This is a genomic window from Vibrio sp. BS-M-Sm-2 (assembly GCF_041504345.1).
Classification (GTDB): Bacteria; Pseudomonadota; Gammaproteobacteria; order Enterobacterales; family Vibrionaceae; genus Vibrio; species Vibrio satsumensis.
The window spans coordinates 1788227-1813481 of the sequence record NZ_CP167895.1; the positions used below are offsets into that span (position 1 = coordinate 1788227).

At 40.0% G+C, this 25255-nt stretch carries 22 protein-coding genes and 3 pseudogenes; 4 read left to right on the forward strand and 21 right to left on the reverse strand.

What is annotated here, in order from left to right:
• Window positions 1-253: 253 nt before the first annotated feature.
• From AB8613_RS23800 to AB8613_RS23825, 6 genes are all read right to left on the reverse strand, one after another.
• Entirely contained in the window at window positions 254-1093 is an 840-nt protein-coding gene (locus AB8613_RS23800; protein ID WP_372385187.1) for an OmpA family protein, read from the reverse strand.
• Window positions 1090-2208, reverse strand: a complete 1119-nt coding sequence (locus AB8613_RS23805) for a hypothetical protein (RefSeq protein WP_372385188.1) — start codon at window positions 2206-2208, stop codon at window positions 1090-1092. The genes AB8613_RS23800 and AB8613_RS23805 overlap by 4 nt, the downstream gene beginning before the upstream one ends.
• Window positions 2165-2929: a hypothetical protein gene (locus AB8613_RS23810; RefSeq protein ID WP_372385189.1), complete on the reverse strand. Its 765-nt coding sequence runs from the start codon at window positions 2927-2929 to the stop codon at window positions 2165-2167. The genes AB8613_RS23805 and AB8613_RS23810 overlap by 44 nt, the downstream gene beginning before the upstream one ends.
• 48 nt (window positions 2930-2977) lie before the next feature.
• Window positions 2978-5653, reverse strand: a complete 2676-nt coding sequence (locus AB8613_RS23815) for a CS1-pili formation C-terminal domain-containing protein (protein ID WP_372385190.1) — start codon at window positions 5651-5653, stop codon at window positions 2978-2980.
• Complete coding sequence (locus AB8613_RS23820) at window positions 5650-6231, reverse strand: hypothetical protein (RefSeq protein WP_372385191.1); 582 nt, start codon at window positions 6229-6231, stop codon at window positions 5650-5652. The genes AB8613_RS23815 and AB8613_RS23820 overlap by 4 nt, the downstream gene beginning before the upstream one ends.
• Window positions 6232-6315: 84 nt before the next feature.
• Complete coding sequence (locus AB8613_RS23825) at window positions 6316-6945, reverse strand: hypothetical protein (protein WP_372385192.1); 630 nt, start codon at window positions 6943-6945, stop codon at window positions 6316-6318.
• A 232-nt stretch (window positions 6946-7177) separates the two neighbouring features.
• Between AB8613_RS23825 and AB8613_RS23830 the strand changes: the two genes are divergently transcribed.
• Window positions 7178-7507, forward strand: a complete 330-nt coding sequence (locus AB8613_RS23830) for a hypothetical protein (RefSeq protein ID WP_372385193.1) — start codon at window positions 7178-7180, stop codon at window positions 7505-7507.
• A 403-nt stretch (window positions 7508-7910) separates the two neighbouring features.
• On the opposite strand, the gene AB8613_RS23835 is transcribed toward AB8613_RS23830, so the two are convergent.
• Together AB8613_RS23835 and AB8613_RS23840 are read right to left on the reverse strand one after the other, a co-directional pair.
• The gene (locus AB8613_RS23835; protein WP_372385194.1) at window positions 7911-8351 is read right to left on the reverse strand and encodes a hypothetical protein; all 441 of its coding nucleotides are present in this window, start codon (window positions 8349-8351) and stop codon (window positions 7911-7913) included.
• Window positions 8352-8471: 120 nt separating this feature from the next.
• Window positions 8472-8729 (reverse strand): hypothetical protein, encoded by a 258-nt coding sequence (locus tag AB8613_RS23840; protein WP_128160417.1) that lies wholly within the window; start codon window positions 8727-8729, stop codon window positions 8472-8474.
• Window positions 8730-9117: 388 nt separating this feature from the next.
• On the opposite strand from AB8613_RS23840, the gene AB8613_RS23845 reads away from it, so the two are divergent.
• From AB8613_RS23845 to AB8613_RS23855, 3 genes and pseudogenes are all read left to right on the forward strand, one after another.
• Window positions 9118-11394, forward strand: coding sequence for an Ig-like domain-containing protein (locus AB8613_RS23845; RefSeq protein ID WP_372385195.1), 2277 nt, complete (start codon window positions 9118-9120; stop codon window positions 11392-11394).
• Between the two features lie 229 nt (window positions 11395-11623).
• A pseudogene (locus AB8613_RS23850) lies at window positions 11624-12548 on the forward strand (IS110 family transposase).
• Between the two features lie 520 nt (window positions 12549-13068).
• Window positions 13069-13293: pseudogene (locus tag AB8613_RS23855) on the forward strand (group II intron reverse transcriptase/maturase); the annotation flags it as partial.
• 274 nt (window positions 13294-13567) lie between these two features.
• Here AB8613_RS23855 and AB8613_RS23860 read toward each other — a convergent pair.
• The 13 genes and pseudogenes from AB8613_RS23860 to AB8613_RS23920 form a co-directional block, all read right to left on the reverse strand.
• Window positions 13568-14716: an iron-containing alcohol dehydrogenase gene (locus AB8613_RS23860; protein WP_190339067.1), complete on the reverse strand. Its 1149-nt coding sequence runs from the start codon at window positions 14714-14716 to the stop codon at window positions 13568-13570.
• 46 nt (window positions 14717-14762) lie between these two features.
• Window positions 14763-15410, reverse strand: a complete 648-nt coding sequence (locus tag AB8613_RS23865) for an L-fuculose-phosphate aldolase (RefSeq protein ID WP_372385826.1) — start codon at window positions 15408-15410, stop codon at window positions 14763-14765.
• Between the two features lie 18 nt (window positions 15411-15428).
• Window positions 15429-15863, reverse strand: coding sequence for an L-fucose mutarotase (gene fucU / locus AB8613_RS23870; protein WP_372385196.1), 435 nt, complete (start codon window positions 15861-15863; stop codon window positions 15429-15431).
• Complete coding sequence (fucK, locus tag AB8613_RS23875) at window positions 15856-17304, reverse strand: L-fuculokinase (protein WP_372385197.1); 1449 nt, start codon at window positions 17302-17304, stop codon at window positions 15856-15858. Before fucK ends, fucU begins: the two co-directional genes overlap by 8 nt.
• Before the next feature lie 59 nt (window positions 17305-17363).
• The gene (locus AB8613_RS23880; protein ID WP_372385828.1) at window positions 17364-19112 is read right to left on the reverse strand and encodes an L-fucose isomerase; all 1749 of its coding nucleotides are present in this window, start codon (window positions 19110-19112) and stop codon (window positions 17364-17366) included.
• A 66-nt stretch (window positions 19113-19178) separates the two neighbouring features.
• Window positions 19179-20348, reverse strand: a complete 1170-nt coding sequence (fucP, locus tag AB8613_RS23885) for an L-fucose:H+ symporter permease (RefSeq protein WP_372385198.1) — start codon at window positions 20346-20348, stop codon at window positions 19179-19181.
• 196 nt (window positions 20349-20544) lie between these two features.
• The gene (locus AB8613_RS23890) at window positions 20545-21231 is read right to left on the reverse strand and encodes a DeoR/GlpR family DNA-binding transcription regulator (RefSeq protein ID WP_372385199.1); all 687 of its coding nucleotides are present in this window, start codon (window positions 21229-21231) and stop codon (window positions 20545-20547) included.
• 961 nt (window positions 21232-22192) lie between these two features.
• Window positions 22193-22526: pseudogene (locus AB8613_RS23895) on the reverse strand (DDE-type integrase/transposase/recombinase); the annotation flags it as partial.
• 161 nt (window positions 22527-22687) lie between these two features.
• Window positions 22688-22891 (reverse strand): hypothetical protein, encoded by a 204-nt coding sequence (locus AB8613_RS23900; RefSeq protein ID WP_372385200.1) that lies wholly within the window; start codon window positions 22889-22891, stop codon window positions 22688-22690.
• The gene (locus AB8613_RS23905) at window positions 22888-23133 is read right to left on the reverse strand and encodes a hypothetical protein (RefSeq protein ID WP_372385201.1); all 246 of its coding nucleotides are present in this window, start codon (window positions 23131-23133) and stop codon (window positions 22888-22890) included. Before AB8613_RS23905 ends, AB8613_RS23900 begins: the two co-directional genes overlap by 4 nt.
• A 707-nt stretch (window positions 23134-23840) precedes the next feature.
• Window positions 23841-24050: a hypothetical protein gene (locus AB8613_RS23910; RefSeq protein ID WP_372385202.1), complete on the reverse strand. Its 210-nt coding sequence runs from the start codon at window positions 24048-24050 to the stop codon at window positions 23841-23843.
• Window positions 24051-24138: 88 nt separating this feature from the next.
• Complete coding sequence (locus tag AB8613_RS23915) at window positions 24139-24675, reverse strand: hypothetical protein (protein ID WP_372385203.1); 537 nt, start codon at window positions 24673-24675, stop codon at window positions 24139-24141.
• A gap of 18 nt (window positions 24676-24693) precedes the next feature.
• Window positions 24694-25194: a hypothetical protein gene (locus AB8613_RS23920; protein ID WP_372385204.1), complete on the reverse strand. Its 501-nt coding sequence runs from the start codon at window positions 25192-25194 to the stop codon at window positions 24694-24696.
• Window positions 25195-25255: the final 61 nt, after the last annotated feature.

Genomic DNA, 25255 nt, shown 5'->3' on the forward strand with positions numbered 1-25255 from the left:
TAAGCACAATAAAAAGCAAACTACCAACATTTTGACTTTACTTAGAAAATACACAATGTCACCTCAAGTGAAATTGACTAAACCAACAATAGCTTTCAAGCGTTTAAAGCTAAACATTTACACATTATAGCTAAAAAAACCATCAAATAATTTTTATCTGATGGTTTATAACTAAATGTGATATCCAACTCACTTTAATCAACTTTAAAATCACACTATTCTGGTAAAGTACTATGTTGTGATTGAGTGAGTTTTAAGTCTTTGGCACCATAAAAACCACTTCAACTCGCCTATTTTTCGCCCTTCCAATTACAGTACCATTTGAATCAATAGGTGAACTTTCACCCTCATTTCTGATAATTATTTTTGTTTTATCAACACCATTTTCTATTAACCAATCTGATACAAATTTTGCACGAAAATAAGACACTTTTTTATTGACGTCTAGTCGACCGAGTGAATCTGCATGCCCAGTTACCGTGATTTTTTTAGAGGATTTAATAACATTTAAATTTTGACGTAGTGGTTGGAATTCAGTCGTCTTAATGTTATTGAACGAAAAGTTTATGATAAATGATTTTTTTTCTAAAACAACAGGATCAACATTAATTGATATTTCATTGTTAGATTTTGGGGGAATTGGTGGTTGAGTCACGATTTGGGCATCACCGTTTCCACAAAACGAATAACTAAACCCCAAGTATAGCTGCTCTCTGTTGTTTTCATTTTGTTGGAAGTAGTAAGAATAGCCACCTTCAATGTTAATGCTTGCGTTAAATTCATACCTATAGGCATATTTAACGTAAGGTGATTCAAAACCATAACCCGCACCAAACACCAGCTTTGCTCGTTCAGTCATATCAAACAGCCTATTAGCACCTATACTAAAATCGATATTATCGCTAGCGTCGCCAGGGAAATTTATTCCATTTTCGAGTTCATATGAGCCAAACTCTTTTAACAACCCGAGTTGATAACTCCAATTGTCTGTACGATAAACCCGATTTGAAATAGAAAAATCGTTGGCGGCATGTGATAGGTTGGAACATAATTGAACAAAAAATATCATTGTATAGACGTATTTTTTGGTCATAAGTTTGCCTCAAAAATTACTGTAAACACATCGTGATACGTTCCTGAAGAAATTTCAGATAGGTCAGATTTTTCCAGCATATAACCGAGTTCCAAATTCAAATAAATTTCACCATCACTAGCGGTATCGTATGCTAACGTCCAATTTCCATCAGCCGAGCTACCTTGTAATGGTTCCAAACTACCATCGTTTACAATGTTGAAATCCTCACACTCGTTACATTTGATCTCATAAGGAATTTTTGAAATAGCTTTCTTATTCCTTCCAGATTCACTTTTTATCAATGAATAGTCCCTGTCTTCAAAAGTCAATCGAAGACCTCCGGGAAACACACCTTCGGCTTTAACCAGATAAGATGTTTTACCTGTAATTGTTTCGTCTGTTGTGTTGTATAAAGCAGGGATTACACCACTTCCCATAATAGTGACACTCGCTAGTTCAGCAGGTTGGTAATCAATAACAATTGTCACCGGAACAGAATTTGCGTAGCGATAGGTCCAGACGTCAGACACTGGGTGCCGGAATGCGTATGCAGGCTTGACATACACAGTCGCGGTATAAGTGCCTTCCGGAGATCCAGTGAATGCTTCAACTACTTTCTTATCGTCAAACCCAGAAATGATAGGTCTTGCGAACAGGAAAGGAGTAAGTGTCGATTCAGTCGAAAGTAGTAATGTTTTATCACCTACACATTCAATACCAAAGACATCGACCTGAGAAGAACTATCGTATACGCTCTCGGAACAAACAGGAAAAACCGAACTCTCACCACTAACATCAAAACCGGATGGATATTTATAAGAGATCCCTGACACTTTGGCGCCGGGGATACTTACTTCAACGCCCCCTGAAGTAAAGATAAAATCTGAACCACTATCGAGATAACCACCAGGCACCCACTCTCGTGTGGGCATCAAATCTGACATTGGTTGCCACGCCGAAGGTACTAAATAACCGCCGATTTCTGATTGCGATGCGTTCAACCATTGAATTTTGTCACCAGTAATATTTGCTTGAAGTGTAATTGCCCATGAACTTTCAATGTATAGCGTAAAAGCAATTACTAAGCCCTTAAAGGCTGGAGATATTATGAGACTTTTCATAACTTTGATCATGATTAACCACCGTCACTTTAGCACTACCAAATTTCAACATATTTTCTGGCAGCATGAATTCTTTTTTGCGACCACTTAAAATATAAAAAACACCCCGACAGGCCATCTTTTTAAGAGATGGGGCCTCGTTTGTAGCGGTTACTGGGCACCCATCAACTTCCATTTTCAAAAAACTGGTGCCAGTATTGAAAAGCGTGATTGTTTTCTTTTCTTTGTCATAATCAAGGTCATAATCTATCTTAGAATCACGCGCAGGGATGACATAAGCGGGCCCGACACCAAAGAGAAGATTAACAGATTGCCCGCTTTCGTCTTTAGGCGGTTCTACGGGAACAAAACGAACTTGATACACTAAATCTTTGCTACGATCGCAATCCTTTTGACACAAATACTTAACTGAGAAGTCTTTGATTTCACCAGGGTACAATACGGTTTTTGCGGGACTTATAGCTAAATCCCACAAAGGGAAATTATCGCGAGTCAGTGGTGTTTTTTTAAGTTCACCATTTACTGTCTCGAGTTTTACGATATCCGCTTTAACGTATGATTTAACCTTCGAAGAGTTAGTCAACGTAAAAGAACCATTACCATAATCATTTGCTGTTTGGAACAGCTTATTGACTTTCAAACTGGCGTAAGACACTGGTGTGAATATAATCGCGAATAATAGTCCGATTAATGTTAATACTTGAATATTTTTAACGTGATACATATGGATCATTATTTAACTCCTCCAGAGCATAAGTACTAAGCTCTTCGATATTACTTTTCATATTATTCGCAATCTCAACTTTACTTGATGCAAATAAAAACACTCTATCACCAATTTTTTTCTTACAAATGTAATAAGGTCTTTGTTTATCTTGTTTTCATACTGCTCTATAACACTATCGTCGAAAAACTCGCCAATGTAATACAAGTACCTACCATCGCTTGTTTTTACAACTTGTAAACCGTCTAGAGATTCAAATTTTGGCATGCAAAAATTATAACCAAGATTATATTCTTCAAATTTACTTGGGTCAGGTATTATACAACGTTCATTATTGCTGAATAACTCAAATGGAACACCTTCACTAACTCGAAACTTAAATACTCCATCAGCAAGTTCATGTACACTTAAACATCCATCGCCTTTACAAGAGACACTATCAATAGGTCTACCTTCTACGTCTGAAAATACAGAAATATAAGAATGTACTTTTCTCAAATTCAAACCAAGGTCCACTATAGTTCCTGGTAAACTTGTACCGGTCGCACTAGATGCCCCCAGGTTATGGTAATCACTTGAGTCTTCATCTAGGACAACTTCATACTCGCGATAGTTATTCAATGGTTGAACCACTAAGTCGTTATTAATAAAAATTCTGGTATCGGTTTTATTATTATTCGTTATTTTGGCGATACTCATAAAATCGACACCGTTGTCTTTTATTTCAGCAGCACCTCGACCATCGTTATGAATGATCAAATAACTTTCAGAATTTTTTCTTGTCGTATATATTTCGTTCTTAGAATAAATCGTAGACAATGATAGATCACCACTTAGGTTAAATTCACCGTTACTATTTATATATCCATATGAGCTGCTATCAATATTCTCATTCGCGTATTGTGAAGAGCCTGATAGATCATAATCTGTCTCGTCAGTTTCATAGTTTACACCAACTTCAGTCGATATATTAAAATCGTCATTAATTTCATAGCTGTTGCCTGCAACAGAACGAAGGTTTCCATCCCTCGCACTATTGGACATATTTAAAGTACTTCCAACATAAGAGCGTAATCCTATTGGTATATTTATTGAAACACTTAATGTTGTTTCATCATCCGTATCAAACCCACTCGATTTTGATGTCATATAGTTAATATTCGTGTCGATCGTACTGTTGAAGTAACTGTTAAAAGAATAGCCAACCATCAAATTTTGTGAATTTACTTGATGGCCTTTGTCTTCGAGATTAAAATCCGAATTACTTGCGGAATAAGATGTATATAACCGGCCATTCCACAACATCGCATTATAGTTCACAGACCATCGACTATAATCATTGTCTCCATAAAAATACTCAGACAAAGAACTATCATCACCTGAATCATAAAGCTCAGTATTAAATCTGACACCATATAGAGACAGCTCTGATTGAAAAATCGTTGCGTTGCTCTCGAACATTCCATAAACTAACGATGCCTTTAACTCACTACTCTCGTAAGTTCCCCCAAACTTAATGAGATAATCTTCTGTTGTAGTAACACTTTCCAGCCCTACTAATGATTGTTCATTTAGTAGAGTACTGATTTTACCGTTGACAAATTCACCCCCGTTAATCTTATTTTTGTCTTGAGAACTGTAGCTTCCATCATCAATGAATGTACCTAACGACAACAAATAATCGATATCACCAGGTTTCATTGAAAACTTTTCAGTGTTGTTATATATTGAAAACGATTTATTAAAAATTTCTTCACTACCAGATTTAACTGAAATCGCAACTTCATATGTTCCATAAGGTAACTCTGAATAAGATATATAATTTTGCCCAGAAGAAACATTTTTAGTTAATAAGATCCTACCATCATCTCGAATGACTTCCATCCGTCCTGAACTTGGTAAAGAAAAATAAAGTCGCTCTGCAATATCTTTGTTCTTATATTCAAGTTCAGATGACGTACCAATATCAAAACTAATGACTTTAGCACTCTCACTAGTATTTAAGAATTCTGTACTATTCCAAGCGCCATTAGCATATCCACTGTGATAACCAAATCTATATTTATGTTCATCGACAACATAATTATAGGTAAATTCATCGCTGTAAAATTCATCATAACCATCAGAGTCGTATACGAAATCACCAGAAAAATAACCACCTGAGAAACCTGCATAAAAATTGTTATCATAGGTCACGCCTAAATTATCTCGGTCATCGCTAGTCGCTCTGAATTGATGATTCATGATGACAGCATCGCTTTGACCAAAATTTTTATTTACGTACCGCTCCTCTGGCATAATTTTAGCTAGATATTTAATTGGTATAATCATTCGAACTTTAAGTTCTTCTTTCATAACTATGTATTGGATATCATCAACCGCTTTAAGATCTATTGAACAGGTATCACGGCGACCTTGACAATACAACGAACTTTCGACACCAATATCCAATGAATTAATGATTTCATTAGCTATTTCCGTCTTTACATATTGCTTGTTTAAAAAAACGCTTAAATCCTCATTACCTTCCAATACTCTAAAAGTATTATTACTAATTTCACCTGCAACTAAAATGTACCGATCGTCATTAACAATAAGTTTGACAATTACGTTTTTTTCCAAAACATCTTCAAATCCTTCAGGAACTTCTTCTGCAAAGGATTTTCCAATAATAAGCAATAATACCACAACAATGAGATTTGCGATTACTAGACATTTAAAGAACATGTTCATAATGACAACTCCACACCAATCACAACGTTACCTGAACAATATCTTGTAAGATATACATCGCTATCAAATGGAGCGCTTTGATTCAACTTTAAATTCAAATACCCAGTCTGATACTCGTCTCCGCCAAAAGAATTAAAACTAATGTTTTCAATTGGTTTACCAATGTCTAACTCGGAATATTCATCTATATTGCTACCTTTTATGAAAATACTAATAAAATTCGAAGCACCTTCGAGAGCACCACTAAAATCTTTACAAGCAGACGTATTCTCAAATAGCATTAAATTAAAGTTAAATGATGGAATTTCAGTATCTGATGTAGTAGGAATATTTGATTGAGCCCTAAGTTCAACGATTTCGTCATCAAACATTAGCAGTTTATCATTATAGCTAAGCTCCAAATCGTTTGGGATGACCACCAAATCTAACGTGAATGGGTATAGATTAATTAAATCGATCATTGTACTCACATTAAACGTTTTTTTAATATTAAGATCGGTCGGTGATGATTGGGCACAAAAAACGCTTAGTGAAAGTAGACATAACATTGTAGCAATATAGATTTTGTTAAATTTCACATCCACACCTTGCAATAAATAAACCCACAACATTTAAAGTTAGGTAAGGCCCAAAAGAACCTTACCTTTTTATTTAAAAACAGCCTATGGTTTAGGGGCAATCGCACCAGCTGTTGCTATCACTGTCGCTGACACGCTCACGTCAGAACCTGGAGTTAAACCTGCAACAGAATCGGCACGAAAAGAAACTTCGACCGTGTTGTCACCCGTTGTAGACACAAGATCATCAGCTGGAAATTCCTCGCCCACAGATGCGCCAGTAGTATCGGTTGAACGTAATAAGAACATCATCGTAGATTTATCCAAATCAATTTCACCATTCGAAAAGCCGACATCAGCCAAAGACCAAATGACCTCGTTTGGAATTAGGCCCCCAACCATCTCAGGGTCTGCAGCTTCACCAGCAATAGCCCCTTCAACTAGCGCGTGAGCTTCAACAGTAATGGCACGCTTACTACCCAATTGATAAGTTCCCTTCTCACCTACAACTGGCGTAATGTTTAGCTCTTGATCAGTCATAAGTGGGCCGCCGCCTGAACCAGTTAAAGTAAAGCCATCACCAGATACAACGCCGTCTACGCTACCAGTCCAGTTAAAAGAAGCCTTCGAAGCGTCACCAGTTACCACCGTCATGTCGTCTCCTTCGGCAGCCAGTGCAACACCAGACATACTCATAATTGAACCAATTAATGTGGATAAAATTATTTTTTTCATTTTCATTTCCCTTACTGCACTACTAAGTGCGTTTTAATAACAATCAAGTAAACACACTTTACTCGTTGAGCAAAAGATATTACGCCCTTACCTAAAGCCTTGTGTTTCAGCTTTGTATCAGTGTCAGTTTTGGATGATTAAGTCACATAACTCGTGCACCATTTCTTTTTTATTTTAGTTTCCTGTATTGTTAACGTCCTAAGCCGTCTAACATGTGTAAGAATAGGGTTTTATGATGGATGAATTAAATAAGTTTGTGATGAATATTTGTTTTGGTGATGAAGACATTGCATTAGATCTTATAGTTGACTTTATTTCTCACTTCGAAAAATTACTAAAATCAATACAAAATATCCAAAAAAATGACCTCGCCATCGCTTTACATAATCTTTCTGGTAGTGCTGGCCTTATGGAGTTAATAACGATTAGCCAAGAAATTAAGAAATTAGAACTCCTCTTGGAAATTGAAAATTCGGTTCCAAGGGAAAAGTTTTATTCAGAACTACATAATATAAAGGTTAACCAGATAATTCCATTATTAACCAAACTAAAAGGTGAATAGAATTAGGGTCAGCAATAAATATATTTTCGGGTTTTTTTCTTATTATTATCCTAAGAGAAAACTGTACTAGCGAGATGAAAAAACAATATAATAGATATTTAAATAATATTTATAGAAAATCAAGAATCTAGCTCTGGATTTGGGGGAGGAAGTAAGGGGTTAATTACTCGGGATTTGTATTATTAAATTGAATAATTCCGTACACCTTTTGATTGTATTTTATAGTGAACGAACGATAACACCTAAGTGTTTTTTCAGTTAGATGACATCACGATCCGACAATGTCATTGTTAATTCACCGGCTTCAAGCATATAAATCGATGCACCGCTATATTCCACAGTTGTATATATTTTAACAGTATTTGCCCGGCGTATCATTGTAACTTTATTAACGGTGTTCATTTCAAACTGTATCATTGTAAAATCGAATTATTTTATTAAAACCACTAGTAGTAACACTACCCATTGAAGTCATAACTTTGTTTTCAGTTTTGAATTGACTATAAATATAGCTGTTCCCAACTTTAGAAGTCGCTCGATAATTTTTAACTTTGTCAAAACAATAGATTCTCATTTTTATTGGTTGTTTATTGATATACCAAACAGCACTTCCAATTGAACTGTAATCCCTCATATCTTCACAACGTTTAGACTGACCATAAGAAAAGATAACTTCTTTCCAAAAATTTTTCCTTAACACAGCGGTCATTATCCCATTGCTAGCGAGTACAATCCCATTTCCATCTGAATTTAATTGCCATTTATTTTTGGAGGCATTGGTGTCATAAGCACTCACTGCGGTTGATATTGAGAATAATAACCAAGATATACATAACTTTTTCACTTGCTAAAACCTTCTGTAAAAATATAATTAAGTGGTCACAAAGTTGATGGATGAACACATTTTCAAATCTACTCAAAGACATCTGAGTTATACCAAAAGAACTTGATGGTTGATCAGAACTTATTTAGAAGAACTATGTTTAATTAATTCTTCAGTTTTTTGTAATACGTGGCGAGTAACCTGGATTATCCTTATTTCATTTTGTAGTCTAATTTCTTCAGTATCACCAGCTATTGCAATGACAACAAATACAATCATCGGTGAAATTAAAAATGCCAATAACGCATATCCAACACCATTTCTACCTTTTGATACCGCATAACTCCCTGTAATTACAGAAAGTAAAAACCAAACAAAAAAGCCAAAAACAGCGAACATAAAGATCCTCCTTACCCAATAAGATAATGATACACCCTCCCATCAAACCAAGTGTTTCTCATTTGTTTCGTAATTTTTTTGAATTTGGTTTGATGAACTCGCTGCTGCGAGTTCATCAAACTTAAAGATATTTTCATCAATGTCACTGCTCATTGAATCTCACCTTTCTATACATTCGCCATAAACAGAAAAAGTAGCGTTAATACGGTCTAGCTCTTTATGTTACCTATCATATCTGCCTATAAAAACTAAAGCTTTGATTCTTTGTGTAGTGATGAATAAGCCTCTAGCTTACATTGATTAAATTCAGCAACATGTTACAAAGAAGAAACATTGATGGTTATTTTTTTCGCCATAATAAGTTAGATTTTTTGAATGGGTTAATAAAATGAGAATTGTGCGCATGACCTTATTGGCAGCATTTTTGTCGATATTTATTCTCGGATGTGGTGAGGATTCACCACCACGTAACGATTTTGAATCTATTATTATAGAAACACAAAATTCCTTCGATAGTAGTAGTACAGCTTCGCGTTCTATAATTGATTTATCTAAATCAATTAAGTCTAAAAGTAATGTTAATTTACAATTAGCCAAAATTGTACCTTTGTCGCGCTACAATCAATGCAATGTGTTGGACGTCGTAGGGCTGACATACACTGTAGAAACAAATACACCACAAATTTGTCGATTTGAATATACTGTAGTGCCCTCCAATGAAAATATCAACGGCAAAGGTTGGGGTGTGAGTGAAGTTGCCGTTAGCGATGGCGATATTGAGAAGCTTCCACCCTATGGTAGAGCCCTTATTCAAGGAACAACAACTAACATATCGTTAATATTACCAGAAGGAGCACTGTTAGATCCTGATAGCTTAGAATTGCGAGGAACAACGTATTCAGAATTTGAAGGTGATAATTTAGGCGAGGTCTCCGCCGAAGGTAATATCATTCGATACACGGCACCAATAACTACTTATGGCCAAGTACAAATATATTACACTGCGGTTAATGATATCACCGGGACTTTGTATTCTGGTGTTGTTTATGTTGCGATAAGTTTAGATGCGAATGGTAATCCAACAGCTGAGTTAAATAGGCAGCTTGATTCTATCAGCCTCGTTGAGACAACTTCGTTAACCATTGATGTAGAAGATTTCGTTTACGATATCGATGGGGATAAATTACAACTTGTTGATGTTTATACGCACGGGACTGGTTGGGCTAGGATCGATCCAATGAGTACATCTTTTGTCTTCACACCAACCAAAACAGGTACCCACCATATTGCTTATGTTGTTAGTGATCGCAGAGGTGGGTACGCTATTGGTACGGTGTTCTTTAATGCGCGTAAATATGATTCAATTTATGACGCTGTACAAGAGAAGACATTTACACCAACATTTGACGCTAAAGATATAGAATCAGTAAGTGGTATCTATACGGAAACCTTCTTAGAAACAGGCTCTTTTGGCTTTGAAGGATTTTATCCTACATTCTCCCCTAGTTTGGCTGAAAACTATTGTACTATAAGAGGTTTATTGTTGCCGTCTGTAGATGAACTGAAGCGGCTATATGAAAACCCGCTAGGGAGTGATTCTGCATGGGAAAGTAAATATAAGTGGCCAACCGGGGTGCCTTATGTTGGTGTAGACGGTTATTTTTCTTTGAATGACGGTAGCAGTTCTGCTCTTGGCGAGTATAACGCTGGTTTTGTTTCATGCATATATGATGATACTGACCCTTCAAGCTATTATTTTGAATCTAGATATCTTAGCGCGGGTTGGGGCAACAATGTAATGATCACAGCCTTGAGAAAATTTGGAGAGAACGATTTGGCTCAACTCCCTGCAGATCGTTTTGAATTAGAAGCAACGGTTATTAGTACGGTTCCTGCGGGTTTGAATGATAGTGTTACAACCGAAACAAAAGAAAATACCGTAATGATTAATAATCCTGCAAATAATGTCAGATCCGCGATTATCGATGTTACTGATCCATCGGTAAAGGGGACTCCTGATACGGTTCGAATATATGTCGGTGTAGTTGAGTGTCCAAGTGATGTTTCGGTCGTAGAAACTCAAGTGTTGGGTTGCGTTCCTGTAATCTACAATAGGGACGACGATATTGCTTTTTCCGCTGCAATGAGCAACCGAATTTTAGATAGAATCGGGTTTGATATGAGCACAGAAAAGCCTTTGTTTATCAGAGAGTCAGGAACTTCACCAAATTATATGTACTCAAACGGTTATATTTTTGACGAAACACCTGAAAGCTTTCAATCCAACGCCATTAACAAGAAATTTTATGGTCAATTATGTGAAATTTTTAATTTTAATATAATTGGCGGGAGAACAAATTGGACTGCTATGTTAGATGATGACATTTTGCACACCGATTACACTAGCGAAACCCATTGGAACGGCAACTTAGCTCAGGAGTTAACAAATTGGATGTCTAAGGCTACAGGTTTGGCGACTCGTTGGGTAGGACAAGGATATCTTTTAAATTTTAATGGGCCTTACTTAAGGCAAGTGAATCAATATCAAGCACGCAATTATGGTCAGATCCAAGGTGGCTATGCTCCCGCGGAGACCGGCGGGGGAGCAAGTAACAGTGAAGTTGAGTGGCAGTATGTAACTTGTGTAAGCCCCAATAATGGTTAGTGCATGAAAACTTAAATCGTTTGTATGGATAATAAGCACTCCAATCGGGTAATGTGAGACCTAGGCTTTAACTACAACTAAAGCTTTCTATGTAGCAGTTCGTTTAAACGCTGGCTCCTCTATCGAGAGACCGATAACAAACATGAACGCTACATAGGACTCCAAGCATAAACCTCGAATAGTCGACTGGGTCTCGAACCTGCATTACGCAAGCATGAGTTAGCTTATTATGAATACCAAAATCAATCAAAGCATCAACGTTGGAGTTGATATCGGCAAAACACAATTAGACATCCATATCAGGCCACTAGACCTATTTATCTCAGTAGAAAACAATGAAAAAAGGGATCAAGAAAGCACTCAAAACAATTAAAGGTCATAATCCTGAACGTATAGTTATTGAAGCAACAGGCCGATTAGAAATGCCTTTTGTTCTTGCATGTGCAGAGGCTCAACTACCTATTGTTAGAGCAAACCCTGTCCACATAAAACGATTCGCTGGTGCTATTGGCCACAGAGCCAAAAATGATCGTTTAGATGCAGAGTAGATCGCTCACTATGGAGAAGCAATCAAACCAGCTCTTACTGTTATAAAGCCAAAAAACATACGCCTAATGAGTGACTTAGTCATTCGCCGAAACCAGTTGTTATCCATGCAAACCATGGAAAATAACTGAATCCAGATACTCACCCGCCTCTCTCCATCCGACTATCAAACCGATGCTAACCACGATAAAAAATCAAATCACCAAGTTAGAAAAAAAGCTCGTTAAACTCATTAAAGATAGTCCTGAATACCAGGCTAAAAACACAATATTGCAAAGCTTCCCAGGAGCCGCAGCATCAATAATTAGCAACGTACCTGAACTTGGGCATCACTGATAGGAATCGCTCCAATCACACGTGAAAATGGTCGCTACAAAGGTAAGCGCTTAATCCAAGGCGGTCTAGCGCAAGTACGCACAGTGCTATATATGGCAATGATGTCAGCCATGCAATGTAACCCCGTATTTAAAGCGACTTATGCTCGACTTTTAGCTGCCGGAAAGCCGAAGAAAGTCGCAATAATCGTGTGTGTTCGAAAGATGGTTGTGACCCTAAACTCGATGCTGAGAGATGGTGCCATGTGGGATGAAAATACAGCCAAAAACTAATCATTGACGCCATAGTCGTTTGTTACTTATCACAACTAAGATTTAACGATAGTTATTTTATTAGTCTTCAATTAAAAAATCATCGCTAATCAATGCTTGATTAGCGCCCTCTTGGAAATCTTGGCCGCTTAAATATACAAGACCAAGGGGCCTGTCGTCCGACTATAATCAACATCTATGTAAATTGCCACCACACGAGGAAAAATTGTAAGTCTCTCACCATCCGTTCTTGGGTATTTATTGAATACTGAGGGCGCCTGATTTTCTGACTAATGAACAGCGCGAGGTAATCTAACGGGATATCATTTTCATCTACTAAGATTACGCATTGCTTACCAGGAGAAAGAGGGGCATGAAATTTTTTTACAAACATGCAAACGTAACCTTTTGTCAATACCTGTTAAATATACTGGCACATGCATTTGCCGCGTCAATAAAAACAGACTTGAAAACATGTATTTATTAAGCATGTGGTGTAAGTTTAGATCTGAATGTTTTACAAAAGTAATGGTAGCCATAAATCAACCAAAAAGGCCATTGGCAGTTTCACGGTTGGCAGAAGATCATGGATATGGATTGCCAGTTCAATCTCTTCCAAATAACCAAAGTGCCAATAGAAAGGCATGTAAAAATCTGAAGTGCAGCGACACCATTTGACCCTCAATACCAAGAATACTTGGTAAAGAGAAAGTCTAAAAGACTAGCTCGTAACTCTTGGAACGAACCGGGTCCGACTGCTTTATAAGTTGCTGGGTATCATTTGATGCCTTTGTGGAGGCTTGAGCCTAGTGCAGTAAAAGTTGCACGCTGGGTTCTTAGGGAGGCGGCACTTGGTAACAAGTGTCGTCCACCCGACAGATCTGAGCTAGCTGGCACTTTTTAGAAAAGTGCCATGAGGTCTATGAAGACTCTGGACCAAAGTTTGTCAGCGATTTTCCTAAATTAGTGATTTATGAATCACTTCAAGTATTGCAAACCTCCAATCAAGTGGCCAAATTCACTCTACCACTACACTGTTGCTATAACGCCAACTCGTAAAGGTGATAAACGTCTTCACTGGTCAACGTTCTTGGGTTGCCTCCCATACAAACATCATCCATGGCTTTTTGAACCCAACCATCAATATCTGCATGCTTAACCCCAAGGTGAGCCAGCCCTGAAGGGATACCCACTTCACGAGACAACGTGCAAATCAGGTCCACCGCTAATAGGGCTGCATTAGTGTCGTCTAACTGAGACGTATCCCCACCCATCGCTTCAGCTACTTCCCTAAACGCACTTGGAACCGTTTGAGCATTGAATGCGCTCACCACAGGCAGCAAGATAGCATTACAAACGCCATGCGCTAGGTTGTGTGTTGCCGAAGGTTGATGTGACAACGCATGAACCGCGCCTAATCCGGCTGAGTTGAACGACATCCCCGCTAAAAATTGCGCATCAGCAAGTGCCGACCGAGCTTCTATGTTCGCTCCATCCTTTACTGCCATAGGCAGCCATTTGGCAATTAGCTTAACCGCCTCAAGTGCGGTCGGAAGTGTTAAACGATGGGCGCCAGGAGTCACAACCGACTCAATGGCATGGGTCAGCGCATCCATACCCGTTGCAGCGGTAACAGAGGCAGGCAAACCAACCATCAATGATGGGTCGTTAACCGCAACATCTGGAATCTGTTTGGTGTCGACGATCACCATCTTAACGAGATTCTTCTCATCGGTAATCACCGAATTGGACGTCATCTCCGCCGCTGTTCCCGCCGTTGTATTAATGGCAATAAAGAACGCACCGCTATTCTTAACCAGGCCGACCCCATTATAATCGGTGATTTCGCCGTCATTTGATGTGACAATACGAATCGCTTTCGCACAATCAATAGGGCTACCGCCACCAACCGCAATCAAACAATCGCACCCGCTCTGTTGGTAAAACTCAGCACCTTGATTAACCAAACTAACGGTCGGGTTAGGGCTGACCTTATCAAAGGTGACATAGTCGAACCCTTTATCATCGAGTGCACGATAAAGAGAATCTAATATCCCCAATTCAATCAGGTTTTTATCTGTCACTATCATTGCTTTTTTTACGGGTCGACAGTCCAACACTGCAACAGATTCTGCCACCGCACCTACGCCGGATAATGATAGTTTTGGTAAATTTAATGCAAACACCATAGTCATTCCTTTACGGAAAGAGCCCGACGGATCGGGCCGATATCAATTACTTCTCAACTCGCAATCCATACGTCTTGAACTTATCGAGTACATGATCCATCTCTTGGTTTAAAAGCACTGGAACGTCTGGCTGAATCGCTGCACATTTGAGATAAAGCTCAGCCAATACCTCGGTTTCATGTGCTAACCACAATGCTTTCTTCAGATTTTCACCAACGGTGATCATGCCATGATGTTGAAGAAGAATAGATTTACTTTGACGAATGCCAGCATCTACATAATCAGCCAACTTAGGAGAGCCAAAGGTAGCATAAGGTACACAAGGTATTTCTGCCGCGCCCGATGCTGCAACCATATAGTGGATCGCCTGGATTGGACGATTGAGTATAGACACTGCTGTCGCGTTAATGGCGTGGTTGTGAACAACGGCATGGCAATCCTCTCTCGCTTGGTAGCAGGTTAGGTGGAAAGCCCATTCGCTTGATGGAATTTTGCCTTCCTCAAATTCTCCGGATTCGCTGACAAAAACGATCTTTTCCGGTGTCAGATTCTCATATTCAATACCCGTTGGAGTGATCAATAAACCATCTTCATAGCGCACCGAGACATTACCTGCGGTGCCTTGGTTCAATCCCAGCTTAGTCATCTCTAAGCATGTATCGATAATGTCTTGTGCTAGTTCATTTCTCGTTATTGTCATCGTATTACTTCCTTAAGCTGGCGTTACGCCTTTCTTTAAAATGATGTTTCCGTATTTAGCGATTTCGCCCGTCAGTACAACTGCAAAGCATTTTTCGGCGCGGTCGTAAAAATCAAAACGATCCATGTGTTCTAATGCAGGCTTGTCTTTCGTGGTCTTTGTGATTGCCGCCATGTATTTCGATTCAACTGTTGGGTCGAGCTGGTCACCCTCTACTGCTTGCATCATGATCAGCGGGCTTTGGCAGTACGCGTCGAGCTCAAATAGCGGTATTGTGCCCTCTAACAGCGTATCGATATTCACGCCATCGGCTCTTAGCACCACATGCGATCCAAACGTCTCCGCAGGAAAATGGGCGTCGGCAAACAGAATTTCATCGCCATGCCCCATTCGACTTAATACGGCAAGCAGTTCTGGGCTTATTGCCGGATGGATTCCTTTAAGCATTGTGTATTTCCTCCAATAACTGGGCGTATTGTTCACGGCTCTCAGACGGGGTGATGACTTGGTAAGCAGGCTTCATATTTTCTTGGGCATGATTGGCATCAATAAATACCCCAGCCCCTGCAAAGGCATACATCGCTGCCCCCGTCACTGTGGCTTCAGGCTGTTCAACCACATGGATAGGGATGCCAACAACGTCAGCTCTTATTTGGTTCCACAGTCTATTTTTAGACCCACCACCCACCACCATTAAACACTCGGTATTTAAGCGACAAGTCGTGGAAAGATAGTGCAAACTGCTCTTGAGTTTGAAGGCCAGTCCTTCTAGAGCGGCGCGGTATATCTCGCCCCTTGTGGCATTAATGGACAGGCCAGTAATCGCACCATTTCCTTTACCGTCACCACCAAGTAAAAAGGATGGATCGAACCTAACGCCATTTGCACCGATAGGGGCCGCTTCCCCTTCCGAAACCATCACCGCGTATTTACTGCTGCTCTCGGCAATATCCGTAAAGTAGGTGTTGGCGACCCATTCCATTACTGCACTAGAGAGCCATTGGATTGCTGGGTTAAACAAACCATTTTTAGCATCAAGCTCTGTTGTCATGCCCTCTTTGAGATAGTCAGGTTTTAACTGAGGACGTGGCGAACGAGCCATCAAGATCTCCCAAGTCCCTGAGCTTAAGAAAGACTGATTCTCTTTGGCACCAGAGCCGAACAAAGCAAACTGAGTGTCGTGACCTGCTGAAATCACTGGAACTCTGTTTGGAATGCCAAGCAGGAAGGCGACATCGTCTTTTAAACAACCCACTATTTCGCCCGCTTCAACCATGGGAGGAAAGTGCGCCTTCGTCAGCTCTAGGTACTGTAATACCCCTTCATTCCAGTCACCGCTGTCTAGGTCCGTCATCATCGACGTGCCAGCCATGGTTCGATCGGTTGTTAATTCGCCCGTCAGCTTTTGTGTCAACATCGACGAAATAAACACCCACTTATCCATATTGCTATAGACTTTTGGTTCGTTGTCTTTCAACCACTTAAGCTTGAATAAGGTATTGAACGAATAGTCCCCGATGCCGTTGGTCAAATACAGTTCATCGCGGTCAATATCTTGCGAGATCTGGCTCATCACAGGCGCGGTACGAGCACATTTCCAAGAAATAATGGGATAGATCTGCTTTCCATCTTTATCGAAGGGCGCCCCGTCCACTCCAAAGGTAGTGACAGAAACGGCAACAATATCAGTCGAATTAATTTGAGCCGTTACCTGCTTTGAACACTCAACAAGCTTTTTCCAAATCTGTTGAAAATCCCAAACATGTTTAGTGCCATTCTGTAGCGTTTCATTAGCAATATAGTGCGACGCAACAATTTCACCTTGCTGGTTAATCGCAATAGAGCGGACGTTGGTGGCTCCGCAATCAAGAATAATAGCAATCGACATAACTCACCCCTTTAAGGCCTACCCCAAGTTGGGGCAGGCAAAATTAGTTACCTATTGAATTACTTATAGATAGGGCCGAAGTTCTGACAAGCGCGATAGTCCTGTCCCTCAATATCCTGACCAAATGCAGACCAAGTATGCGGACGAAAGATGTCTTGGCTATCCACATTATGCATCGATACCGGAATACGCAGCATTGCAGCGAGAGAGATTAAATCGCCGCCAACGTGGCCTGAAGTGATAACACAGTGGTTAGCGCCCCAGTTTGCCATAACTTCATAAACCGATTTAAATGCGCCTTCGTCAGTCAAGCGAGGGACGAACCAGGTCGTTGGCCAAGTCGCGTTAGTGCGCTCATTTAGGGTGTTATGAACATCTTCTGGCAGTTCGATAGAGTGCCCCTCAGCAATTTGCAGCACTGGACCAATACCCGCGATAATGTTGATTCGATGCATGGTAAATGGCATGCCACCTTCAGTTAGGAACTGAGACGAGAAGCCGCCCCCACGGAAGTACTCTTCAATGGCTGGGCACCATTTCGTTGCATTTAGAGACGCTTCAACGTCAGCTTGTGTCAGTTCCCAGTGCGGTTTCATCGCTGGCTTACCATCAACTGTTTTCGCTTTACCTGCCCCATCGAGCGCTGCTGAGCCAGAGTTAACCAGGTGTAAGAAACCGGAATCTGGGCGGGTCCCTGTCACACGCTCTACCGCATCTTCAGACCAGTAGGTACGAACATCATGGAAAACCTGAGCCTCACCCGTCAGTAGCTTACCAAACATCATATTTACGCCGTTCAACGCGTCGTTTTCTGTTGCCACACAGATTGGTTCACGAATGCCGTTCCAATCAAATGAGGAGTTCAAGATGGCCTCTGAAAAATCGCCATTGGGCAAATGATCGGTCCAATGACGCTGACCTTGGAAGCCAGCCAGAATAGCATTGTGTCCTAGCGATTCTTCACCAAAGCCTAGATCTGCAAGTTTTGGGTTGCCTTGCATCAAATCGCGCATGATCATGGTCATCTTAATGACGGTATCCCAATCCTCTGCTTTACGCTCTTCGGTGAAAGGGGTGCCGTTATAATCTTTACCTTCTTTACACCAGTCTCGTACCCAAGCACGCGCCAGTTCAAACTCTTTCTTGTCATAGACTTCTCGGTCCAAACGGCGTTTGATTTCTGTCATATCGACATATTCATTACGCATGCCCAGATACTTCTGGAAGAACTCAGGGTTAACCACAGAGCCCGCGATGCCCATAGATACAGAGCCCATCGAGAGATAAGATTTACCGCGCATTGACGCGACGGCTAAACCTGCACGGCAGAAGCGAAGAATCTTGTCCTGTACGTCACTTGGGATTGACTCGTCTCCTGCGTCTTGCACTTCTTTGCCGTAAATTGAGAATGCCGGTAAACCCACTTGTGAGTGGCCTGCCATCGCAGCGGCTAGGTATACTGCACCTGGACGCTCAGTACCATTAAAGCCCCAGATGGCTTTTGGTGTATGCGGGTCCATATCAATGGTTTCTGTGCCATAACACCAACACGGTGTTACTGTCAGTACAAGGCCCACATTTTCACGTTTAAATTTGTCAGCCGTCGCAGCAGATTCTGCTACACCACCAATACAAGAGTCGGCAAGGACACACTCCATTTTCTCTCCGCTAGCATGGCGAATATTCTCTTGAATAAAATGAGCTGCGCGCTGAGCCATTCCCATAGTTTGATCTTCAAGAGATTCGCGTACACCCATTTGACGACCGTCGATGGTAGGACGAATACCGATTTTAACTAACTGTGACATCATTGATGTTCCTTATTATTTCTTTAATTCAGGGGGCAGGTTAATGCTGCCCCTGTGGATAATTCTTTATTTAACTTGGTAACCTTTTGCGCCGTAGTACACTAGGTAAACGAAGCCAATGAATGGGATAACAAATGCGGCGCCAATGCCTGCTGCATCTGAGATTTGCCCCATGATGGCGGTTAGCAGTGCACCACCCAGGATTGCCATGATTAGGAAGCTTCCACCAAACTTTGAATCAGACCCTAAATCTCTCAGTGATAGCCCAAAAATAGTTGGGAACATCAGAGACATACATGCAGACACACCGACTAGTGCATAAGCTCCTGCTAACCCACCCACTACCATGATTACAGCAACTAAAATCCCAGCGATCGCAGCCAAAGCAGCAAGTAGTTTTTGTGGTTCAATGTGTTTCATTAGCGCGACACAAACCCAGCGCATGACAGAGAAAATCACAATAGATGTCAGTAGGTATGTTGATGCTTCTGCTTCTGTACCGCCGACTTCTTGCATCACGTAACGAATAGTCCATGACCAACAACCAATTTGCGCACCGACATAAAAAAACTGAGCTAACACGCCTTTGGTGAAGTGGCTTCGCTTGACAATACGGCGGTACGCCTGACCAAATGTAGACTCACCGGTAGTACTTGTGTCCTTTGCGGCCGGCATCTTAGTTTTAAGAATCAATAGCCAAATTAAAGCAATAACAACTGCTACGCCCATATAGGGCATCATTACTGCGTACAGTTCGTCAGATTGAATTTTCGCTAGTTCATCAGCAGCCATGGCCGCACGTTCACTATCCGTTGCAGGGTTTAGTTGCGATAAGATGTAAAATTTGCCAATTAACACCCCAGTGATCGAACCAATAGGGTTACAAGCTTGAGCAATATTTAGACGTCGAGTTGCGGTTTCTTCAGGACCCATCGCTAATATGTATGGGTTGGCACTTGTTTCTAGAATGGAGAGACCGCCAGCTAGAACAAATAATGCCAGCAAGAAAGGTAAATATTCCATTGCTTGCGCGGCGGGATAAAATAGCAGTGCGCCGGTTGCAAACAATCCAAGGCCCAAAAGTACTCCGGCTTTATAACTGTATCGCTGTATGAAAAGCGCAGCGGGAAGAGCCAAACAAAAATAAGCGCCATAGAAAGCCGTTTGTACCAAACCGGATTGCATATCGGTTAAAGTAAATACTTTTCGAAACTGTGCAATAAGTACATCAGTCATGTTATTTGCCAAACCCCACATGGCAAAACAACAACATAGTAGCCAAAAAGCAAATTTAATTTCCTTTGGTATTACCTCTACTTTATTATTCCTCTGTGTTTCAGACGAACTTATATTGAGAGTATCACTCATAAGATATCCTTATTATTAATTAAATTATTTATTTTTATTTTAAAGTTTATTTTGTTTCACGTTATTACAAATCAGTTATTACTACATCTACCGATTCGTTATCACATATTTTAAGAAGACTTCTTTTTTTGTATTTAGATTTATCGGCAATTAGAATAACTTGATCAGATATATCGATAAAACTTCTTTTTATTTGATAGTTATATTCATTTGAATCCCAAACTCCTGAGTCATAATCAAACCCAACGCAGGAAAAGAAGCAGACGTCCAAAGACATATTAGTCAGTGTCTCCACTGCTAGTGGACCATAGAAACTACTGTACTTCTCGGAATAACTGCCACCAGTACAAATTACATTAATATTACTTTTACCTTCAAGGGCAATAACATTCTGAAGAGAATTGGTAATAATAGTGCAACTGATATTTGGAATCTCTCGAGCGAGACACCAACTCGATGAACTTGCGTCTAAACCTATTACCATTTCTTCTTTAATATAATCTAACGCTTTGCTTACCAGTAATTCCTTTTCTTCTATATAGTCCTTAGAACGCGCATGAAAAGAAAGACCTTCATCAATTTCTTGAACACTAATAGCCCCACCATGAACTCTTTTAAGTGCGCCCGATTCATCAAGCTTTTTTAAATCTCGACGAATGGTTTCCACAGAAACATTAAAAGCTTCTGCTATTTCTTCGACGGTTGCACTTCTTTGATCATTTATTAGTTCAACAATTTGTAGGCTTCTCATAATGGTCTCCCGATTGCTTGATTATTAATTTACCAATGAAAAAATGGCAAAACTGTGACGAAATCGCCATCAAGCCCGTTATTGACCGATTTGTGACTGATATTGTGGACTATTGAACACAAATGCCCGTAACTTATAAAAACAGTCATTCATTAATAAGGAATTATGATTTTTAGACAGCTTGTAATCACCACTGACATAGATTGAATAATATTGCGAATACTTGCCTATTTAGACCAAAGCGTATAACTCAGGAGAGGGGAGGACACGAAATGTCTGCACAGAGACAGTAATAAGTATCCACCAAGTAAACATGAAGCAATGATTAACTGAACTTGGCCAACTAAAGAGGGTAAAAAAAAGGAGAGTTAATACTCTAATAACCTTGGGGGGGGTAATTTTGAGTTACATAAAGTTGTTAAACTAAATAATGTTAGTTTAGCGAAATAGAATTTTAAGGCTTAATCAAGGCTGGGCTTGTGGCCGATTTTGGGGGGAATGAATACATTTAGAATGTTTTACGCCTGAAATATGTATACACAAAATGGCACAGCATACGTTTCTAGCGCACCTTTGGACATGAACGATTTATACCTATACCTCTAAATCGTTTATACAAGATTAGCAAAAGTATCTTGAAACCCTAAATGCTTAGCTGATGAAACTCACCATGAGCACTTCATTGATACAACTCATCGACACAAAGTCTGGGTAACCAATTTCAATTCTTGGTACCACTTTTAGTGAGTATCTTTTTCCTACTCCCAAGCCGTCCAAGGCTGTAGATTTGAGTATGCATCCTCTGAAAGAACTAACACAGCCATTTCTGCATGCTTTTGAGCGATGTTAGTTGGAATACACTTGTACAAATGCTGATACACTTTTTTGTCGCCTAAATTGCGATAATCGGCTCTGTCACAAAGTTCTGTAGAAGTACAAGCGTACTGATTTTCAGATACAATTAGGCTGCTAGCGCGTAAAACAGCCCCCAAACAGATAAGCATTCAGGGTTGTCAAGCTGTCCATTTTTAATCATCATCCACAGTTCTACACTAGCTAATGTGGCCTTTGCTCCTTCGTCAGATTTCCAGCCTAGTGCCTGGTTCATTTTACCTTTCACTCTGCGGTGGCTTTGCTCAACAATATTGTTCAGATACTTAATTGAAAGGATCTCAATAAGACTCAGCATGCGTCCGCTATGCCAAAGCTCAACGTTGATATGCATTGGAATGGCTTCCATCAATCACCATCTTTTCAGGGAATCCGTGTTGGCCGATGGCCTTTTGAAAAATTGCGATTTTATCCTTGTAGTAAATATCAAACACGTAAGGTGTGTACGGCTTGTACCCCTCAAGAGATTCGCTTTCAACGTAAATAGAATTTCCTTTCCTTCTTCCCATCACCCTGACAGATTTTAATCTGAATTGACCATTGGGATCTGTAAATACGTTACTTGCTATGCTTCCAGCATCAATGCGTTTAGTGTATTTGTTGGGATTCTTTTTTTGGGGCCAATTACGCCCCCCATAGCTCCATCAAATGTTTTAGCGCTAGTAATGGTGGCAAATCCTGCAAATGTGCCTGGTACGTCCACACCGACACCAGAAGCAATCGCAGAATTTGTTATCAATCCCAAAAAAATTGTCGTTATTAGTTTCATAATTTCTTTGGATCTAGTCCTGCATCAATCAAGAACTTGTAAAGCTTTTTCATTTTAAGAAATTCGCTAGCATACATGGGAGATACATCAAGCATTCTGCACAGTTCGAGCGAGCCAATCCCTAAACTTAAAATTGATTCCATGTTCTTTAGCATTTGAGCATGGACAGTTGCAACGGCCAACCCTTCTTCTGCGGATGAGATTTTATCTTTCATATCAGAGAACACTTTACCATCATTCATGCCCTTCTTACCTCTTTATTTTGTTAGTTATATCAATGTGGAGAACTTCGCGTTTTATTGCATTACGAACTGTGCACAGCTTGGTGGTAAATTGCGTGTCAACATAACTTTTGCCGGCAATCATGTTAGTTGCTAACAATATGCGAAATTGCGCTCCATTCAAAAACAACCCGTAAATAGCTATTGTTTTGTTATCATCAATGCTTTTATTATGTACTTCTTCATTAACCGTAAGTCGACATGAAGCTTGTACCCTCTAGCTTCGTTTTTTACAGTTCTGACAAAGGTTTTATGCTGTAGCTGCTTAAACTTAGCACTATGTAATCGTTGAAATTTAAACCCAAAAGCAGTTTTTAATAGGATTGGATCGCTCAATTTAAGGTCGGAACCATTAAAAATCCTTTGCGCGCCCTCGTTGATATATTGAAGATCAAACCCATCCACTTCGATCGCATGAGCTATTAAGTAAAATATTGCTAATAGGTAATAATTTTTTTGTCCAGGTCCAGACCCCAGACCAAAGGAGCGAAAAGCTTTGGAAGCATCGTTGCGAAATATGTGAATGTTGGCTTGAAGTTTGTCTGTCCTTTCGTTTGCTCTGGCGAGTTTACATAAAAAGACTGAAAGCTATTCCACATATCCTTACATTCATTTTACTCTAACATTTGTGATTTCTCATTTTCCAATAACTAAAGTTTTCATGTCAGTTACTCTATTGCTTGTAGCCTTGACTTAACGCCTTCGCTAATGTTGTCACTTGCTCTAATGTCAGCATCGATCACATCATTAACGCGTTTGGATTTTGCTTCCATTGAACTCGTTTGCGCTTCAAGACGGCGCTTTTCTTGTTCCCACTTATATAGCTCTCGTTTTTCTATGATTTTTTGCTGTCTTGCGCGTTCCTCGTTAATTGCCAAGCTTCGTTTGGCGTCTGCTTTTCTTGCTTCAATTGCTTGTTGTTCTGCTTTTTTGGCCGCTGCCGCTTCTTTTTCTTTTGCTTCAATATCATTCTTTAAATGAAGTCGATTTGGCGCGGTCGAATATTAGACCTTGCGTTCTGTCCAGAAAAATAAACTTCGTATGATCATCGTACTGCTTAACTAACACCGGCGCGTTTTGCTGAAGTGGCAACTCGTTTTTTGGTACCGTTTGAATAACTTCATCAAGCTTGTCGTTCATTAATTCTATTGTGTAACGGTATGCGGGGATTTCCTTATTTGCTGCAGCTTCAGAAACAACCATAGTTACCAGCCCAACAAGAGCGACGGCCCCCCCAGCAGCGGCAATGTTGCGGCCTCCATATAGACCACCAACGGTGGCAGTTCCCAAACCGGCGGCTGCAATCGCTGCGCCCGCTTTTGTCCCTTGATTTAGCTCGCTAGGCTTCACCATGACACTTTCAGACATTAAAACAATGCCGCGTTCCATCGACACCATTCTTTTATTCATTACCACTTGATTTGGGTCTAGGTTGCCGGTTGATTGACAACCCGTAAGTGTCATTGTGATGGCTAGTATTGCGGCTGTTATGATTTTGTTCATTTTATCCCTTGTTGATTTTTATTTATTGTCGTTGTTGCATTGTTTTTCTTTATATAGCTCTAACTGGTAAATTACATCTTCGATGGCTATCGTTCGCTTTGTGCCGTCTTTTTGCGTCTTGTTTTTTGTGATTGTGTAAATATCAATCAAATCATTAGCGGCCAATACTTTCCCTTTCCTTAAAGCATCATCAGTCAATTGATGAGCTTGGCTATAATGCTTTTCAACCGATTGCGCCTCTAGTTGCTCTTGTATATTCACCCCAAGGGAAATTAGTAAAGCATTAAGATTTCTTATCTTTATATACTCAACCGCATAACCTGGTGGAAGCTCAAGTTTGTCGCATAGTTCAAACGAACCAATGTTTGAGCTTGAAAGTACATTAACGTTTTTTAGCATTTGAAGTTGTACTGTTGCGACAACTGTTCCGAACTCGGCATTTTTTATATAGCGTTTCATGCTTAATAACGTTTCTTGCATTTCCTTTTGTTTTTGTTCTTCCACTTTGCGTATTCGCATTGGTAAATCCTCTTCCACCTACACCCTCAAAAATAGTAAGTCAATGATCATCATTCAACTT

Excerpts from the sequence above, each read along its gene's own strand:
- AB8613_RS23800 (WP_372385187.1), bottom strand. The coding sequence starts at position 1,093 with ATGACCAAAAAATACGTCTATACAATGATATTTTTTGTTCAATTATGT.
- AB8613_RS23805 (WP_372385188.1), bottom strand. The coding sequence starts at position 2,208 with ATGATCAAAGTTATGAAAAGTCTCATAATATCTCCAGCCTTTAAGGGC.
- AB8613_RS23810 (WP_372385189.1), bottom strand. The coding sequence starts at position 2,929 with ATGATCCATATGTATCACGTTAAAAATATTCAAGTATTAACATTAATC.
- AB8613_RS23815 (WP_372385190.1), bottom strand. The coding sequence starts at position 5,653 with ATGAACATGTTCTTTAAATGTCTAGTAATCGCAAATCTCATTGTTGTG.
- AB8613_RS23825 (WP_372385192.1), bottom strand. The coding sequence starts at position 6,945 with ATGAAAAAAATAATTTTATCCACATTAATTGGTTCAATTATGAGTATG.
- AB8613_RS23830 (WP_372385193.1), top strand. The coding sequence starts at position 7,178 with ATGATGGATGAATTAAATAAGTTTGTGATGAATATTTGTTTTGGTGAT.
- AB8613_RS23840 (WP_128160417.1), bottom strand. The coding sequence starts at position 8,729 with ATGTTCGCTGTTTTTGGCTTTTTTGTTTGGTTTTTACTTTCTGTAATT.
- AB8613_RS23845 (WP_372385195.1), top strand. The coding sequence starts at position 9,118 with ATGAGAATTGTGCGCATGACCTTATTGGCAGCATTTTTGTCGATATTT.
- AB8613_RS23860 (WP_190339067.1), bottom strand. The coding sequence starts at position 14,716 with ATGGTGTTTGCATTAAATTTACCAAAACTATCATTATCCGGCGTAGGT.
- fucU (WP_372385196.1), bottom strand. The coding sequence starts at position 15,863 with ATGCTTAAAGGAATCCATCCGGCAATAAGCCCAGAACTGCTTGCCGTA.
- fucK (WP_372385197.1), bottom strand. The coding sequence starts at position 17,304 with ATGTCGATTGCTATTATTCTTGATTGCGGAGCCACCAACGTCCGCTCT.
- AB8613_RS23880 (WP_372385828.1), bottom strand. The coding sequence starts at position 19,112 with ATGTCACAGTTAGTTAAAATCGGTATTCGTCCTACCATCGACGGTCGT.
- fucP (WP_372385198.1), bottom strand. The coding sequence starts at position 20,348 with ATGACTGATGTACTTATTGCACAGTTTCGAAAAGTATTTACTTTAACC.
- AB8613_RS23890 (WP_372385199.1), bottom strand. The coding sequence starts at position 21,231 with ATGAGAAGCCTACAAATTGTTGAACTAATAAATGATCAAAGAAGTGCA.
- AB8613_RS23900 (WP_372385200.1), bottom strand. The coding sequence starts at position 22,891 with ATGAAACTAATAACGACAATTTTTTTGGGATTGATAACAAATTCTGCG.
- AB8613_RS23905 (WP_372385201.1), bottom strand. The coding sequence starts at position 23,133 with ATGAATGATGGTAAAGTGTTCTCTGATATGAAAGATAAAATCTCATCC.
- AB8613_RS23915 (WP_372385203.1), bottom strand. The coding sequence starts at position 24,675 with ATGAACAAAATCATAACAGCCGCAATACTAGCCATCACAATGACACTT.
- AB8613_RS23920 (WP_372385204.1), bottom strand. The coding sequence starts at position 25,194 with ATGCGAATACGCAAAGTGGAAGAACAAAAACAAAAGGAAATGCAAGAA.